Raw genomic sequence first — 17,456 nt, 5'->3', positions numbered from 1 at the left:
TTCGTAAACGGAGTGAGTCAACGGTTCTGGCAGTATACGTGCTTGCCCATTGTCATGGGCGTCTGCCGTGATGATGGCATGAGTATGGTCGGCGGTAGCAATGATTACGCCGTCAATGGATTTGCCCATTTCATCGTACATCTTGCGGTAATCCCAGTATTTCTTCGCATTCGGGAATTCATCGAATACGCCTTTGGCATATTTCCAGTCTACGTCACAAAGGGCTACGATGTTTTCGGTGCCCTTCACGTTGTTGATGTTGGCATGGCCCATACCGCCGATACCTACGGCTGCGAGGTTCAGTTTGTCGGTTGGTGAAACGTGCCCGTGGCTCATACCTAAAATAGAACTGGGAGCAATGGTGATTCCTGCTAAAGCAGCGGCTCCCGTTTTAAGAAATTTTCTTCTTGAAAAGTCTGACATGGTTTTATTATTTTAAGGAGTTAGTTATTTGTGGTGGATTACTATGCAGCAACCCATATCCATTTTTCATGTTTTTTCTGCGTTCGCGTATTTGTTCAAGAGTCTGTAAATTGCCAATAGCCGGCAAGTCATTCATACGAGCATCCTGCAGGAACTTCCACGCATATTCGGATGCAATAGTCGAGTCATACATTAAAGGCAAACGAGGGTTTCGCTTACCGGTCAATATGGAATCGGCGAACAAATCGCACAGCACGTCAATATTCTTACCACCAAAAGGTTTTTCCACACGAAGTGTCTGATGTACTCCGTGTAAATCGACGACAGCTGTTTTGAAATCATGCGTCATACGCACGATACCTTCCGTACCTATAATATCTACATAAGAATTGTGCGTCTGGTCTTTCGATAATTGTCCATAGACAAAACCCTGAGTTATATCAAAGACTACGCCATTTTGAAAAGTTCCGTGACATTGTACCCACCAGGGATCTTTATAATTCCACATGTTCACGCCTTGTGCATTCCATGTTCTATATTCACTTTCGGCATACCAGCGAACGATGTCAACATAATGCATTCCACAATCATGGAAAGCAGGGCCTTCATATTCGTGTCCTTCACCCGGTGCCAGTCCCGGAGTCATGTGGCAAATACGAATAATGGCCAACTCACCTATTTCTCCCTTCTGAATATATTCCTTCATCAGATTATGATACCAAGAATTTCGCAGATATAAGTTCACCGTAGAAAGTACATTGGAGTTTTCTATCATATCCACCACCTTCCACTCCTTTTCCATCGTATCTGCAACGGGTTTTTCTGCGATGATATGTTTTCCGTACCGAATAGCCTTTTCTATTTGTTCGAGCCTTGAGTCTGCCAATGTGAAGAGCCCGACAACCTGTACACTCTCGTCTTCAAAGATTTTTTGGTCATTCTCTACTACACGAGATTCAGGAGATATTTTTTTAGCAAGTTCGCGCGTGGTAGGATCTGTATCGCAAATATAGGCAATCTCCCATCGCCCGCTTTTCCGCATCGCCTCCCAATAGAATCTTCCCATTCTACCGAAACCGATTATTCCTACTTTTATTTTTGTGTCAAGTGAAAATTGTGCATCCATAAAAAATTGCGAATTTAAGTACAAACAACATAAAAGGTATCAATTTTCATCTGTAGGCAGATTGTTCGAAAACTGATATCGCAAAACTAGCCAAATAAATAACGCTTTATTTAGTCTACACAACTTTATGTAGATTATAAAATAATATTAAACCTTATAAATCAACAACTTACAATCATTTAGTGATATAAAAAATGTAGATTGTTTGGAAAGCACTTTATTTATTGGATGGCACAAATTCGTTTATATTGGTCAGATTTTCATAATTTCATTTTCAAATTCATCCCGGTCCACTGCAGCCTTGTTACGCATTTTAGTACGATAATTATAAACAGTACTTGTAGAGCAACGAAGGAAGTTGGCAATCTTCCCGCTATCCGTAATACCCAAACGTAACAATGCATAGATACGAAGTTCCCTGTTCAACAAAGCGTCCTGCTTAAGAATGATCTTCTCGTCATCTTTCAGTAAAGCATTGAAATCTGAAACAAAAGTCGGATATAAATTCAAAAAGACTCTATCGAAGCGAGTATACAGAGCATCAAGTTCATCATCAATCAATGCGGAAGATTTCAGCTTTTTAATCAGTTCCTCATAGCACTTATTAATGGCTATTTTATACAGCATATTCTGATACTTCTCCATTTTATGAATATAGCTGAAGCACACGTCGAAAAACTGAGCGATATAATGCTCCTTTATATTATTAATCTCGCACAGTTCATCATTCTTATCATTCAACTCACTATTCATGCTGTTCAGTTTGTCGTTCAATCTCAGAAGCTCCTCGTTACTTTGTGCCAGCGCCCGTTTCATCCGCAACGTTTTTTTCATCTGAATATAAATAAACACAACCAACACGATTAAAAGAAAAAGAGAAACGCTGGTTGAGATAAGAAAAGTAATCAGATTCGATTTAGACCTAGCTTCTTCCGTCTGATAAGCCGTATTAATGATAGAATAGAATTTATAGATTTCCATTGCCCGGAAATGAATGCCGGAGGAAACTACATCATCAATAGCCGACTGAGTAAATTTGAAAGCATCCGCTAAATTATTTTCCTCATATTGTATCAGTGCAAGTGCCTGCAAGGAGGCCGTTTCACGTGTGGCATTCTGAATATCAGCAATGGCGGACATCATAAGATATTTCTTCGCATCATCCTCTCTTTTCAAATAGCGGCTCAGCATGGCATACGAATGAGTAATCATCGCATAATTAGGAGTTCCTACCTCCTCAGCATTCAGCAACTCATCCAAAATCTTGATCGCCTTTGTTGAATCGCGTCCTGCATAAGAATAAGCCCGTGACAATTTATAGTCAAAGGAAGTATGATCCATAAGAGCATACAGTGAATCCTGATAAGCTTCCCGTTTTTTTCCGTACTGATTATTGGTAGCAGAAATCGAATAATACTCCCAAAAACGGGCATATGTATCATAATAAGTAGCTAATAATGAACGAGGAAGTTCTGATGGCTTCATTTTTTCGAGAAGTAATTCTGCATCTCTATATCTGCCGCACATGGAATATACAAGGCTGAGTTGCAAAGAAGACTGGTATTTCAAATAGTTTCTATTTAACTGACGAGCGATTTCAAGGTTCCGGTCGACATAATGAATGGCAGAGTCTATATTAAATTTCTTATACTCATTGTATAATTGGAGATTCACCTTATATTCCCGATCGGGAGTCAGCCCAGAGTCCTTCAGTAAACATTTAATCCGGGCGATTCGCTGCTCTTTCTTCTGGACGAAGAGAGGCTTCGCATCTATCATTTTATGCAGAGAGTCAGCCAGTATTTTCAATTCGTTATTTGCATAAAGAGCATTGCCGATTCCCAGAGCAACCAGGAACAGCAAAACGATTCTCTTCAGATAACAACGGTTGAATTTCATATTACTAGCAAAGATGATAAAAAAAAGCGATTTATCCATCAGAACAAATCGCTTTTTTAATATATGAAGTAAATTTGCTCTTATTCAGCAACTACTTCGAAAGGAATTTCTACAGAAACTTCCTTGTGAAGTTTAACGATAGCTTTGTAGTTACCAACTTCTTTCACTGCGTCTTTTACAACGATGATCTTTCTGTCAATTTCGTGACCCAGTTTTGCCAATGCTTCAGCAATCTGGATATTGCTTACAGAACCGAAGATAGTACCTGTTGAACTAACTTTTGTTGCAATAGTCAAAGAAACGCCTTCCAACTTAGCAGCCAATGCTTCAGCATCCTTCTTGATTTTCTCAAGTTTGTGAGCACGTTGTTTCAAGTCTTCAGCCAACATTTTCTTTGCAGAAGGAGAAGCGATGATAGCTTTTCCAGTCGGGATCAGATAATTACGACCGTATCCGGATTTCACGTTTACGATATCGTTCTTATAACCCAAGTTTACGATGTCTTCTTTCAATATAATTTCCATACTTTTCCTCCTTCTTATTTCATCATGTCAGTTACATAAGGCAACAATGCCAAGTGACGAGCTCTCTTCACAGCCTGTGCGATACGACGTTGGAACTTCAAAGAAGTACCAGTGATACGACGTGGAAGAATCTTTCCTTGTTCGTTCAAGAATTTCTTCAAGAATTCAGGATCTTTGTAGTCGATATAACGGATACCACTCTTTTTGAAACGACAGTATTTTTTCTTCTTAACGTCTACTGAGGGCGGAGTTAAATATCTGATTTCTGATTGAGTCTGTTGTGCCATGATTAATCCTCCTTTTTGTTTGATTTAACACTTCTTCTTTTAGCAGCATATTCCGCAGCATACTTGTCCATTTTGAAAGTCAAGAAGCGGATAACGCGTTCATCACGACGGAAGTTAAGTTCCAACTTGTCAATGACAGTAGGATCTGCATTGAACTCAACCAATTGATAAAAACCTGTTGACTTCTTCTGAATTGGATAAGCCAATTTCTTCAGTCCCCAGTTTTCTTCATTGATAATCTCAGCACCTTCAGCTTGAAGAATACCTTTGAATTTTTCTACCGCTTCCTTCATCTGAACATCAGACAAAACGGGAGTTAAAATGAAAACGGTTTCGTATTGATTCATACTCGTTTAATTAAATAAATAATTTATTTTATTTTAAAATGCGGGTGCAAAGTTAGGCATTTTATTTTGAACTACAAATATTTAATCTTTTTTTGTATCCTAATGTAGGAATTATCCGGGAAGTGGCTTACCTTTGCAAAGTTGTTTAAACAATAATTTCATGATAGAGCAATTTAATTTCGATATCCGGCTTATATTCGCCATCCTAAATGGTAAGGTTTCCGCAGCAATCAACCGGAAGCTATATCGCAATTTCCGTCAGAACGGTCTGGAAATCAGCCCGGAACAATGGACGGTTCTCATTTTTCTATGGGAAAAAGACGGCGTTACACAACAAGAGTTGTGCAATGCAACTTTTAAAGACAAACCCAGTATGACCCGCCTCATAGACAACATGGAACGGCAGCATCTTGTAGTACGTATTTCCGACAAAAAAGATCGCCGCACCAATCTGATCCACCTAACAAAAGACGGAAAAGAACTGGAAGAGAAAGCACGCATCATTGCGGGACAGACATTGAAGGAAGCTCTGCATGGCATCACTCTCGAAGAACTGAGCATCGGGCAGGAGGTCTTAAAAAAGGTATTCTACAATACCAAAGACTAAACAGAAAAACAATCGTTTAATTCATAAAATCCACTAAATCTGTCTTTATAATGGATTTTTCACCTAAATTATTTCGCCCGTTAAAGAATTATGCTTTAATTTGTGACTGGAATATTATAATCTATTAAAATACACACGCATGAAAGGCTTATTAAAGAATTTGGGATTGATATTAATCTTGATCGGAGTGGTCATCCTGTTGGCTTGTTCCTTTACCGGCAATGTAAACAACAACGCGGTTTTGGGCAGTTCAGTATTCCTCGTAGTACTGGGACTCATTTCTTATATTGTCATTAATAAGAAGATCGCTGATTAATTTATTAGAAATCAATAAAAATCCCGGGAACGAATGTTTCCGGGATTTTTTATTTTTGGTTATCGGAGTACTCATTAAGATTCAACTTCCGGTGTGATCAGCTTATAGCCTTTTCCGTGAATATTGATAATCTCGATAGAGTCATCTTCTTTCAGGTGCTTACGCAACTTCGTAATATACACATCCATACTACGGGCATTGAAGTAGTTATCATCAATCCAGATAGTCTTCAGAGCAAAGTCACGTTGCAGAATTTCATTAGCGTGTGCACAAAGCAGTCCGAGAAGTTCAGATTCTTTGGTAGTCAGCTTCGTCTGCTTGCCTTCTGTAGCCAGAATTTGTTTCTGAGTATCGAAAGTAAACTTACCGATCTTGTAGATATTGCTTTCTTTGTTCTTCTTTCCACGAACACGTCTCAAGATAGCTTCAATTCTGAAAGTCAACTCTTCCATACTGAATGGTTTCGTGATATAATCATCCGCACCAATCTTAAATCCTTCCAGGATATCTTCTTTCAGCGTTTTTGCAGTCAGGAAGATGATAGGTATCTCAGCATTCGCAGCACGGACATCCTGTGCCAACGTAAAGCCATCCTTTTTAGGCATCATAACGTCAAACACGCACAAGTCATATTTATTCTTCAAGAAAGCCTTATAACCGGCTTCTCCATCAGGATATAACTCAGCAGAATAACCTTTTGCCTGTAAATATTCTCTTAAAAGCATGCCAAGATTTTCGTCATCCTCGCATAATAAAATACGCAGTTTCTCGTCCATATCAATTATTTTTTAATAAAGGTAATGCAATAATAAATTTAGTTCCTACGTTCAGGTCGCTTTCTGCTCTAATGGTCCCCTTATGATCGGTAATAATTTTCTTCACATAAGCCAGCCCCAGTCCAAAGCCCTTCACATCGTGCAGATTACCCGTATGCACACGATAGAACTTTTCAAATATCTTTTTCAGGTTTTCCTTTTTGATACCGATACCGTTATCCTGTATCGAAATCATCAGTTTTCCCGATTCATTCCACGTTTTCACTTTCAGTTCCAGATCTTCTTCCGCTTTCTTATACTTCACCGCATTATCCATCAGATTGAAGATCACATTGGTAAGATGCATTTCATCTGCAAATATAACAGGATCGGCTGCCTCAAGGTTCGATGTTATCTTACCATTATATCGTTCTACTTTCAGTGCAAAGGTATTGATCACTCCCGAAATCAGTTCATTTGCATCAATTTCCTTCATCTTCAGTGTTGCCTTCTGCCGGTCGAACATTGACATCTGCAGTACCTTTTCCACTTGAAAGCGCAAGCGCTTGGTCTCATCATTTATGACTCCCGATATATGCTGGAACATTTGCGGTGATTTTGCTACCGCGGGGTCCTTCAACATCTGCGCTGCCAGCGAGATAGTCGATATCGGCGTCTTGAACTCATGCGTCATGTTATTGACAAAGTCATTCTTCATCTCCGTCAACTTCTTCTGGCGGAATACGATATAAATCGTAAAGATGAATGTCACCAACAACACCAACGTAAATATCAGTGACGGAATCATGAAACTGATCGAATCAAAAATATAATCCTTCTTTCCCGGGAAATGCACTTTCAGAATACTCATCTTTGCAGGCGGGTCGTTTTTAAACAATGCCTGCTGATAGGATTCTTCACTTCCTTTTGCTTCATAATCTGCACAACGGTATACTTCACGTCCATCCTTGTCAATCACTGCAAAATGATAAGGCAAGTCTATACCATTATTATATAAGTTCGATTTCAGATAATCGTCAAGGTCCCTGAACCGTACTCTATCACCAATCGACTTGTCACTCGCACGTCTAATCATGTCCAACACTACTTCATCCAACAGTGCCCGCTGATACATATAGCGATTCTTGATAGCTTCCAACATCGAATTAGAAGTCTGAGGAATCGTGTTTCGTCCACGTACCATCGCTTTAGGAAGTTCAGACGGTTTGATCTTCATCACCCTCAATTCAAAGTCAGAAATAATCTTGCCATCCCGTGACTTCACTTGAAATCGCTGTGTCCCCCGAACTACATTATTCTGCCCTAATGAAGTATTGTTTTCAGTCAGCGCTTTTCTTTCAGCATCCGAAATATCCTCAACCAACCAGCGCATAGTTTCTGCATATTCTACATCCTTGGAAACCTGATCCAAACTGTTGCGCACAGCCGAATCAAATTGCTCCTTCCGGGTTTTCATCATTTCCTCTATATAACTGACCTGCAAATACAACAGACTAAGGAAAGAAAGCCCCATTACAATACTTAATATCCAAATTGTTGACTTCTTCATAGCAACAAAATTAACACTCCCTAATTAACACTCCTAACACATTAACTTGATTTAACCGGAAGTTCCCGGAAATTAACCGTAAAGAGCTATTTAGGTTGTATTCTGATTACTACAACAATATAACTCCTCCTTTGGTTTGCAAATTTAATAAAAAATTAAATCTTTTCCTTGCGATTTTCCATCTTTATTAATCATAGTTAAACAAAAACCGCTGCCTTTTACTTAAAAAAGACAACGGTTTTAACAGTTTTGAGAGAATTATTGTTTATTCCTCTGTTTGTTTAGCTTCAAAATCCTTAATCAACTTATCCTGAACATCTGTCGGAACAAGTTCATAACTAGCAAACTTCATGATAAATGAAGCACGTCCGCCGGTAAGTGAACTAAGCGCTGTCGAATATGAAGACATTTCCTTCAAAGGTACTTTAGCAACAAGTTTCTCGAAACCTTTTTCGCTGCTCATACCCATAATCATGGCACGGCGCCCTTGAAGATCTCCCATCACATCACCCATTCTGTCGGACGGAACAAATACTTCCACATCATAAATCGGTTCCAAAATCTTCGGACCGGCATTCTTGAAGGCTTCACTGAATGCGTTACGTCCGGCAAGCATAAAGGAGATTTCATTTGAGTCTACCGGGTGCATCTTACCGTCATATACGATTACACGTACGTCACGGGCATACGAACCTGTCAACGGGCCTTGTTCCAGGCGTGACATGATACCTTTCATAATAGCAGGCAAGAAACGGGCATCGATAGAGCCACCTACGATACTGTTAATAAATACCAGCTTACCGCCCCATTCCAATGGAATTTCTTCAGTGCCTCTCACGGTAATCTTAAATTCCTGTCCATTAAACTTGTAAGTATCGGGCACAGGCATACCTTCTTTATAAGGCTCAACGATCAGGTGAACTTCACCAAACTGACCAGCACCACCGGATTGTTTCTTATGACGATAGTCGGCACGGGCAGCCTTCGTAATCGTTTCACGATACGGAATCTTCGGTTCCTCAAATTTAACCTGAAGTTTTTCATTATTTTCCAGACGCCACTTCAACGTACGCAAATGGAATTCTCCCTGTCCGTGTACCAGTGTTTGCTTCAACTCTTTCGATTGCTCGATCACCCATGTCGGATCTTCTTCACGCATACGATTCAAGATGGTCATCATCTTTTCCACGTCCGCTTCGTTCACCGGTTTGATAGCACGGGAATATTTAGAATTCGGATATTTGATAAAGTTGAATTTATAATCGCAGTCTTTACCGTTGAGTGTATTGCCTGTCTTCACATCTTTCAGTTTTACGGCAGCACCGATATCACCCGCCTGAAGTTCTTCCACTTTCACACGGTTACCACCGGCTACGACATAAATCTGAGCGATACGTTCTTTCGAACCACGGTCGGCATTCAGCAAGTCATCACCTTCACGAACCTTGCCGCTCATTACTTTAAAGTAAGATACTTCACCGATATGCGGCTCGACACTCGTCTTGAAGAAGTACAAAGATTCGGGACCATTTACGTCCGGAGCCACTTCCTTACCATCTGTGTTTTCCACTTTCGGCATTTCAGACACAAAAGGAACTACGTTGCCAAGGAATTCCATCAGACGGCGAACGCCCATGTCCTTACCACCGCAAACACAGAATACAGGGAACATACCTCTGGCGATCAAACCCTTACGGATACCTTCACGCATTTCATCTTCTGTCAGAGAATCTTGTTCGAAGAATTTCTCCATCAGTCCTTCGTCATTTTCGGCAGCGGCTTCTACCAATGCTTTATGCATTTCCATAGCCTTATCCATTTCTTCTGCCGGTATATCTTCAATCGTAGGAGCGCCGCCTTCGGGTCTCCACGAATATTTTTTCATCAACAATACGTCAATCAAGGCATTAAAGCCCGGACCGGTAGCAATAGGATATTGGATGGGAACCACCTTAGATCCATACGCTTCTTTCAATTGTTCGAGGATATTATCATAGTCGCATTTTTCATTATCAAGCTGGTTGACTAGAAAAATAACTGGCTTATTCAATTTTTCAGTGTATCGGAAGTGATTTTGTGTACCGACTTCGACGCCGTATTGGCCATTGAGAAGAATAATTGCTGTGTCGGTCACATTAAGTGCAGTTACCGTACTGCCAACGAAGTCGTCCGAACCCGGACAGTCTATAATATTAAGCTTTTTATTGTTCCATTCTACGTGGAGAACGGTAGAGAAAACGGAGTAACCATACTCTTGTTCAACAGGGAAATAATCGCTAACTGTGTTTTTTGCGGCAACAGATCCGCGACGTTTTATAACACCACTCTCGAAAAGCATCGCTTCCACGAGAGTGGTTTTCCCAGAGCCAGAACTTCCCAACAAGGCAATGTTCTTAATTTCATTAGTCTGATATACTTTCATAATATATAAGATTTTAGTAATTACTCAGTATGTTTCTCGCATACCATTAATTTAGTGTTGCGCAAATTAGGGATTTATTGGGGGAAAAGCAATATTTATGACAGTGTTACTAAACAATGTTATGTAACATAAGGTCCGTTTTATGGTTACCAGGCAGGCCAAACTTATACCTAATTCCCGTTAATTGTATCAATAGCTCAGAAAAAAGGTTTAAATTTGCAGGCTATAATCAATTGGTAACAAACTAAACATCTACTATGGCAGGTATTTATCTTCATATCCCCTTCTGTAAGACACGTTGCATCTATTGCGATTTTTATTCGACTACCCGCAGCGAATTAAAGACGCGTTATGTGCACGCCCTCTGCCATGAACTGGGAATGCGGAAAGAATATCTGAAAGGCGAACCTATAGAAACCATTTATTTCGGAGGAGGAACTCCCTCTCAACTGGAGGAAGCTGATTTTAAACGCATCTTTGAAACTATACGGGAAAATTACGGAATGGAACACTGCCGGGAGATTACTCTGGAAGCCAATCCGGACGATCTGTCACAGGAATATCTGAAGATGTTATCCTCGCTCCCTTTCAACCGTATCAGCATGGGGATACAGACTTTTGATGATACGACACTACGATTACTGAAACGTCGCCATAATTCCCAAACAGCCATCGAAGCTGTTCGCAGGTGCAGAGAAGCGGGATTTCAGAATATCAGCATTGATCTGATTTACGGACTGCCGGGCGAAACAAAGGGACGGTGGGAAAACGACCTCCGGCAAGCTATCCGCCTGGATGTAGAGCATATTTCTGCTTACCATTTGACTTACGAAGAAGATACACCTATATATAATATGTTGAAGCAGCATCAGATAGAGGAAGTAGACGAAGATTCCAGTCTGCAGTTCTTTACATTGCTGATCGAACATTTGCAGAATGCAGGATACGAGCATTATGAAATATCCAATTTCTGCCGCCCCGACAAATACTCCCGTCACAATACTTCGTACTGGAGGGGAATACCATATTTGGGCTGCGGACCGTCCGCACATTCATTCAATGGAGCAACACGCGAATGGAACGTATCTTCCATCGACCTATATATAAAAGGTATAGAAAGAAACCAACGCGACTTTGAGACAGAAAACCTGGACCAAACGACCCGTTACAACGAATTTATCATTACCACCATACGCACCGTATGGGGAACACCTATAGAAAAACTAAAACAAGAGTTCGGTAATGAACTGTGGGAATATTGCCGGAAAATGTCTGCCCCTTATCTGGAAAATGGGAAACTGGTAATTCACGAGGGGGCTTTACGCCTGACACGGGAAGGAATTTTCATCTCCGACAGCATTATGAGCGACTTGCTTTGGGTTAATTAAAAAATAAACGATCAGCCGATGACCGAATCAGAAGTAAGGAAGTTATTACGGCAAATGAAGGAACTGGACTCGCAAACAGCCTTCCGCGACTTCTATAACATGACTTACGACCGACTCTTCCGCATAGCCTATTATTATGTGAAACAGGAAGAATGGTCGCAGGAAATCGTACTCGACATCTTCCTCAAACTTTGGAAGCAGCGCGACACCCTTCTTGATGTGAAAAACATCGAGGACTATTGCTTTATTCTGGTCAAGAACGCTTCTCTCAATTATCTGGAAAAAGAGTCGAAGTACGCCACCATCCATTCCGATTCCTTGCCGGAGCCACAGGAACAAAGTTATTCTCCGGAAGAGTCATTAATCAGTGAAGAACTGTTTGCAATCTATGTGAAAGCACTCGACCGGCTTCCGGAACGTTGCCGGGAAATATTCATCCGCATCCGTGAAGAAAAACAAAGTTATGCCCAAGTAGCAGAAGAATTGGATATCAGCATAAAGACAGTTGATGCCCAGCTACAGAAAGCTGTCACCCGACTGAAAGAGATGATTTCGTCCAGCGAATAACCGAAGATCACCCGAAGAGTTCAGCACTTCTTTTTTATATTAACTTTTATTTGCACAAAAGACGTAGGGAGTTTCTGTCAATCTCCGGTCTTTATCAGCAAATAAACCGATTAATCACTAAAAAAGATTGAATGATGAAAAAGTTTAATGACGCAAACGTTGGACTCTTTATCCTTTTAACAACATGCCTGAGCCTATTTTCCTGCAACAATGACAATGACAATTATCCAAAGGATTACGTAGGATTTGAAAAATCTACCCGAACAGTAGAATGTGACAAGAATCAATCCGAGAGTGAGTTGCAGATTAAAATTATTGCCACCGACAAATCCAAAGAAGACAGGACAGTGCTACTTGCCACTCCTGCTTTGCCGGCGGGACAGGCACCGATTATGAAACTGACAGAAGCCAAAGTCACCATCAAGGCGGGACAGAAATCGGCAACGACCATCATTAAGTTATATCCCAAAAAGATGGTACTAAAACAGCAGAACATTACCTTGTCCTGTACTCCTCAGTGGAAAGAAGGCAGTGTAAGCAAACTGACGATTCTGCTGAAACGGAATTAGAAAGAAAGCTAAATAGAAAAAGATATGAAATATACCGATAGAGAATTAGAAGACATACTGAACAAGCTCATCGCTTCCACCCGCTCACCGAGAGGACGTTTTTCAGCAGCATCCAGCTATCCGCAGCTGGAGAAAAAGCTGAATTTCCGCAACCACCGGTTGTATCTGACACGCACATTTGCGGCAGCGGCAGCAGTAGTTTTACTGTGTCTATCGGTATGGACAGCTTATCTGTACATGCAGCCGGCAACCATACAGACTGTTAGCACTTTGGCAGAAACACGTACCGTCCGTCTGCCCGACGGCACTTCCGTCACGCTAAACCATTATTCTTCCCTTTCCTATCCGGAACGGTTCAAATCGGATGACCGGGAAGTGGAGTTGAGCGGAGAAGCCTATTTTGAAGTAAGTAAAGACTCAAAGCATCCGTTTATAGTGCAGACAGAAACAATTGACGTTCAAGTATTGGGCACTCACTTCAATGTGGACGCCTATCCCGACAATCCGGATGTAAAGACGACTTTATTAACAGGGTCGGTTGCAGTCAGCAATAAAAACAACTCAGTACGCATGGTGCTGAAACCGAATGAGGTGGCTATATATAATAAGGTGGAACAAAAGCTTACCCGCAAGGTACTGGAGAATGCCGGAGATGAAATTTCATGGCGTCACGGGGAGTTCATATTCGATGATCTGCCGTTGCAGGAGATTGCCCGCGAACTTTCCAACTCATTCGGAACAACGATTCACATTGCCGACTCAACCTTGCAAAATTATCGGATCACAGCGCGATTCCGTAATGGAGAAGACTTGGATGCGATTTTATCTGTACTGCATAATGCCGGTTATTTCAACTATTCACGAAACACTCAACAGATTACTATTACTAAAAACTAGACTAAATGAGAACTATTCACCAAGGACACCTACCTGTCAGAACGCTCGTTCTGATAGGTATGGTGATCCTTATCACCGCACAGGCATACGCACAGAATGCAAATGCCCGACTCACAATCACATTGCGAAATGCTACATTGAAGGAGTTCGTCAAGTTAATCGAAAACTCTACAGGATATTCTTTTATCTACAGTGAAGAAATCAGCATCAGTCATAAAATCAATCTGAAAGTGAAAGATATGCCTTTGCATGAGATACTGGATCTCGTATTCAAGAATGAGCCGATCAGTTACAAGTTCTCTGAGAGATACATTCTCTTGCAAAAGAAAAGGGTGCAAAAGCCGGTAAGCCGCAAGTTTACTATCAGCGGATATGTTACCGACGGGACGTCGTCCGAGACGTTGATTGGAGTCAATATTGTCGAGAGTCATCAGGGACAAGGAACTACTACCAATCCTTACGGTTTTTACAGTATCACATTACCCGAAGGAGAAGCTACACTGCGCTTCTCCTATTTAGGTTATGGGGCAGACACATACTCATTCACCCTTCAAAGGGATACAGTACTGAATATCAGCATGAAAGACAACAACCAACTGCAAGAGGTGGTCATCGTATCGAATAAATCGGAAGCCGGAAACCTTGCCACACAAATGGGAGCCATCGAAATTCCGACCACTCAAATAAAAAGTACACCCAGCGTGTTGGGGGAAGCGGATGTGATGAAGACCATCCAATTGATGCCCGGCGTGCAAGCCGGAGTAGACGGGTCCGCCGGATTATACGTACGTGGCGGTAGTCCCGACCAAAACCTTATTTTGCTTGACGGTGTTCCAGTATACAATGTAGATCACTTATTCGGTTTCTTCTCCGTGTTTACTCCCGAAGCAGTGAAAAAAGTAACTTTCTTCAAAAGTTCCTTCCCCGCCCGTTTCAGCGGTCGTCTTTCGTCAGTAATTGACGTTCGCACTAATGATGGCGATATGCAGAAATTTCACGGTATGTTGAGTATCGGGTTGTTGACCAGCAAAATCAATTTGGAAGGCCCCATTATCAAAGGAAAAACGTCATTCAATCTCTCCGCGCGGCGCTCCTACTTAGATTTACTGGCTAAGCCCTTTATGCCCAAAAATGACAAAAGCAGCTACTACTTCTATGACATAAACGCAAAAATCAATCACAAATTCTCCGACCGAAGCCGCCTCTTCCTCAGCGCCTATAACGGGAAAGACCACTTTGGAAACAAAATCACCGAATATTCAGGCTATGAGAATAAGAGCAAAATGGACTGGGGGAATACTATTATCTCTGCACGCTGGAATTTTATATTCAACAATAAGTTATTCAGCAATACGACAGTTGCTTTCAATAAATATAGGTTTTATGCCGACACATATACCTACAGCCAGCATACAGATATTACCACACACCAGGCTACCACCAATAAATATTCTGCTGACTACCGCTCCGGTATTCAGGACTGGAGTTATAAGATGGACTTTGACTACCACCCCACCCCCGCACATCGCATTAAGTTTGGTGCGGAATATCTGTATCACAGCTTTCGGCCGGAAGTCATGACTTCCAAAATATCAGAGCGAACCGATAATAAATTACCCAATGATACTATCTATCATGGCATCAACAATCGTTTGGTTTATGCACATGAGGCATCTGCCTATATAGAAGACAACTTCAGAATCAATCCACGCCTACGAGTGAACCTTGGATTTAACTTTTCTTTATTTCATGTACAACAGAAAAGCTATTTTTCTGTCCAGCCACGTGTGTCCGCCCGTTACCAGTTGACCAAAGATGTCTCACTCAAAGCTTCTTATACCAAGATGAACCAATATGTACATTTACTAACTTCCACACCTATTTCCATGCCGATGGATTTATGGGTTCCTGTCACAAAAAGAATAAAACCGATGCAAAGCCACCAATATTCTTTAGGCAATTATTATACAGGCATCAAAGGCTGGGAGTTTTCGGTAGAAGGCTACTATAAGGATATGCGTAATGTACTGGAATACAAAGAAGGTATCAGCATCTTCGGTGCATCCGCAGGATGGGAAAATAAAGTGGAAATGGGACGCGGACGTTCGATGGGAATTGAATTTATGGCACAGAAAACAATCGGAAAGACAACCGGTTGGGTATCTTATACTCTTGCCAAGAGTGACCGTAAGTTTGCCAAAGGCAGCATCAACAATGGAGAACGGTTTCCATATAAATATGACCGTCGCCACAATATAAAACCTCACCATTAATCATAAATTCAGTGACCGGATTGATGTCGGCGCTTCCTGGGTGTTCTATACGGGAGGTACAAGCACTATCCCTGAAGAGCAGACAGCAGTGATTCGCCCCGGCAATGTTTCTTATTTTATAGGAGGATATATCACCGGAGGATATGGAAACTATGTCGATGGCTCTTACAACAATTATGATAATACCTACGTCGTAGAATCCTCTTACGTAGAACATCGTAATAACTACCGCCTTCCCTCCAGCCATCGGCTGAACATCGGTATCAATTTTAACAAAAAGACGAAACACGGTATGCGCACCTGGAACATCAGTCTTTACAATGTGTACAACGCCATGAATCCGGCATGGGTATATCGCAGTACCAACAAGGAAGGCCAAAGTGTCATCAGGAAATTTACGCTTCTACCACTCATTCCTTCATTCACTTATACTTATAAATTCTAAAATGTTTATGAAAACCTTTATACATTATCTATGCATATTGATATCAGTACTGACTATCGCCTCTTGCGAGAACGATTTACCTTTCAACGTCAAAGATAATCCACCCAAACTTGTAATGAATGCGTTAATTAATGCAGACAGCCTGACCAACATCGTGTTCCTCAATCTTACAGGAAAGGAACGGGTAACCCATATTCAGAACGCCACACTGGAAGTGCGTGTCAACGGAGTATTGACAGAACAACTGCGTCCTCTGCCTATTGAATCTGAATACTCAGTTCCTCAATGCCAATTCAAAATTACGGGAAAACTGTCTTCAGGTGATGTGTTACGGCTTGACGCTCTCACCGACGACGGGCAATATCACGCATGGGCAGAAGTTACCGTACCGCGACGTCCGGCAGAAATAGAAAAAATTGATACGCTTACCATTCCGTTTACAGAAAGCAGTTTTACCACAGAGTTTCTCCGGCACAAAATAACATTCAGAGACCTCCCCGATGAGAATAATTATTATCGGATTATCATGGACACACGAGTTATTCAAATGCTACGAAATGAAGACAATGAACTCTATACCAAAACATGGCACAACTACAACTTTGTATACAGAGAAGATATTGTACTGACAGACGGACAGCCTTCCACCGAGAACGATGAAAATAACGGCATGTTCGATATAGCCAAAAACGTTTATGGCGTGTTTGACGATTCACGCTTCAAGAATAGTCCCTACACAATGACAGTTTACGTACCACGCTATATCTTTCAAAGTTACGACGGACCGTATCCATCTGCTAAAGTAGATATAATAGTGCACCTTTTAAGTATTACGGAATCTGAATATTATTACCTGAAAGCACTCAATCTCATAGATTCCGATGCTTTTGATGATACGATAAACGACCCCATCAAGTATCCCAGTAATGTGCACGGAGGAACAGGAATAGTGGGGATCAGCACAGAAGTAAGCAAGGTCATTCATATTATGGATAACAGAGAGGCTTCATTCCTGTAAAAGTACGATTATTGATTCATTGC

Annotated in this window: 16 protein-coding genes and 1 pseudogene; 8 read left to right on the top strand and 9 right to left on the bottom strand. The window is 41.2% G+C overall.

Features of this window, described 5'->3' with window-relative positions; all coding sequences use genetic code 11:
- The 6 genes from HMPREF9007_RS23055 to rpsF all read right to left on the bottom strand — a co-directional run.
- On the bottom strand, positions 1 to 423 hold a 423-nt coding region (locus tag HMPREF9007_RS23055), incomplete at its 3' end, for a Gfo/Idh/MocA family oxidoreductase (RefSeq protein WP_008759744.1).
- Between the two features lie 7 nt (positions 424 to 430).
- Positions 431 to 1,549: a Gfo/Idh/MocA family oxidoreductase gene (locus HMPREF9007_RS23060; protein WP_008759743.1), complete on the bottom strand. Its 1,119-nt coding sequence runs from the start codon at positions 1,547 to 1,549 to the stop codon at positions 431 to 433.
- A 252-nt stretch (positions 1,550 to 1,801) separates the two neighbouring features.
- On the bottom strand, positions 1,802 to 3,448 hold the full coding sequence (locus HMPREF9007_RS23065; protein ID WP_032850098.1) for a DUF6377 domain-containing protein: 1,647 nt from the start codon (positions 3,446 to 3,448) through the stop codon (positions 1,802 to 1,804).
- A gap of 80 nt (positions 3,449 to 3,528) precedes the next feature.
- Positions 3,529 to 3,972, bottom strand: a complete 444-nt coding sequence (rplI, locus tag HMPREF9007_RS23070) for a 50S ribosomal protein L9 (RefSeq protein ID WP_008759741.1) — start codon at positions 3,970 to 3,972, stop codon at positions 3,529 to 3,531.
- 14 nt (positions 3,973 to 3,986) lie between these two features.
- A complete protein-coding gene (gene rpsR / locus HMPREF9007_RS23075) occupies positions 3,987 to 4,259 on the bottom strand; it encodes a 30S ribosomal protein S18 (RefSeq protein WP_008759740.1) in 273 nt (90 codons plus the stop codon).
- 2 nt (positions 4,260 to 4,261) lie between these two features.
- On the bottom strand, positions 4,262 to 4,606 hold the full coding sequence (rpsF, locus tag HMPREF9007_RS23080) for a 30S ribosomal protein S6 (protein ID WP_008759739.1): 345 nt from the start codon (positions 4,604 to 4,606) through the stop codon (positions 4,262 to 4,264).
- Positions 4,607 to 4,766: 160 nt separating this feature from the next.
- Here rpsF and HMPREF9007_RS23085 point away from each other — a divergent pair, with 160 nt between their 5' ends.
- Both HMPREF9007_RS23085 and HMPREF9007_RS26960 read left to right on the top strand, forming a co-directional pair.
- Positions 4,767 to 5,213, top strand: a complete 447-nt coding sequence (locus HMPREF9007_RS23085) for a MarR family transcriptional regulator (RefSeq protein WP_008759738.1) — start codon at positions 4,767 to 4,769, stop codon at positions 5,211 to 5,213.
- 139 nt (positions 5,214 to 5,352) lie between these two features.
- The gene (locus HMPREF9007_RS26960; protein WP_008759737.1) at positions 5,353 to 5,529 is read left to right on the top strand and encodes a hypothetical protein; all 177 of its coding nucleotides are present in this window, start codon (positions 5,353 to 5,355) and stop codon (positions 5,527 to 5,529) included.
- 74 nt (positions 5,530 to 5,603) lie between these two features.
- Here the strand turns inward: HMPREF9007_RS26960 and HMPREF9007_RS23090 are convergent, their stop codons facing one another.
- The 3 genes from HMPREF9007_RS23090 to HMPREF9007_RS23100 form a co-directional block, all read right to left on the bottom strand.
- Complete coding sequence (locus HMPREF9007_RS23090) at positions 5,604 to 6,305, bottom strand: response regulator transcription factor (protein ID WP_005678712.1); 702 nt, start codon at positions 6,303 to 6,305, stop codon at positions 5,604 to 5,606.
- Between the two features lies 1 nt (position 6,306).
- The gene (locus HMPREF9007_RS23095; protein WP_008759736.1) at positions 6,307 to 7,854 is read right to left on the bottom strand and encodes a HAMP domain-containing sensor histidine kinase; all 1,548 of its coding nucleotides are present in this window, start codon (positions 7,852 to 7,854) and stop codon (positions 6,307 to 6,309) included.
- Positions 7,855 to 8,119: 265 nt separating this feature from the next.
- Positions 8,120 to 10,276, bottom strand: a complete 2,157-nt coding sequence (locus tag HMPREF9007_RS23100; RefSeq protein WP_008759735.1) for an elongation factor G — start codon at positions 10,274 to 10,276, stop codon at positions 8,120 to 8,122.
- A gap of 257 nt (positions 10,277 to 10,533) precedes the next feature.
- On the opposite strand from HMPREF9007_RS23100, the gene hemW reads away from it, so the two are divergent.
- From hemW to HMPREF9007_RS23130, 6 genes and pseudogenes are all read left to right on the top strand, one after another.
- Positions 10,534 to 11,664, top strand: coding sequence for a radical SAM family heme chaperone HemW (hemW, locus tag HMPREF9007_RS23105; RefSeq protein ID WP_008759734.1), 1,131 nt, complete (start codon positions 10,534 to 10,536; stop codon positions 11,662 to 11,664).
- Between the two features lie 18 nt (positions 11,665 to 11,682).
- Positions 11,683 to 12,231, top strand: coding sequence for an RNA polymerase sigma-70 factor (locus tag HMPREF9007_RS23110; RefSeq protein WP_008759733.1), 549 nt, complete (start codon positions 11,683 to 11,685; stop codon positions 12,229 to 12,231).
- 134 nt (positions 12,232 to 12,365) lie between these two features.
- Positions 12,366 to 12,800, top strand: a complete 435-nt coding sequence (locus HMPREF9007_RS23115) for a hypothetical protein (RefSeq protein ID WP_008759732.1) — start codon at positions 12,366 to 12,368, stop codon at positions 12,798 to 12,800.
- Positions 12,801 to 12,824: 24 nt separating this feature from the next.
- On the top strand, positions 12,825 to 13,697 hold the full coding sequence (locus HMPREF9007_RS23120; protein WP_008759731.1) for a FecR domain-containing protein: 873 nt from the start codon (positions 12,825 to 12,827) through the stop codon (positions 13,695 to 13,697).
- A 5-nt stretch (positions 13,698 to 13,702) separates the two neighbouring features.
- Positions 13,703 to 16,415: pseudogene (locus tag HMPREF9007_RS23125) on the top strand (TonB-dependent receptor).
- Positions 16,416 to 16,422: 7 nt separating this feature from the next.
- The gene (locus tag HMPREF9007_RS23130) at positions 16,423 to 17,433 is read left to right on the top strand and encodes a DUF4249 domain-containing protein (RefSeq protein ID WP_008759730.1); all 1,011 of its coding nucleotides are present in this window, start codon (positions 16,423 to 16,425) and stop codon (positions 17,431 to 17,433) included.
- Positions 17,434 to 17,456 lie beyond the last annotated feature (23 nt).

This window comes from Bacteroides sp. 1_1_14 (assembly GCF_000162515.1).
Taxonomy (GTDB): Bacteria; Bacteroidota; Bacteroidia; order Bacteroidales; family Bacteroidaceae; genus Bacteroides; species Bacteroides thetaiotaomicron.
Note: the sequence above shows the minus strand (reverse complement) of the source record. Positions and strands in the feature narration are given on the sequence as shown.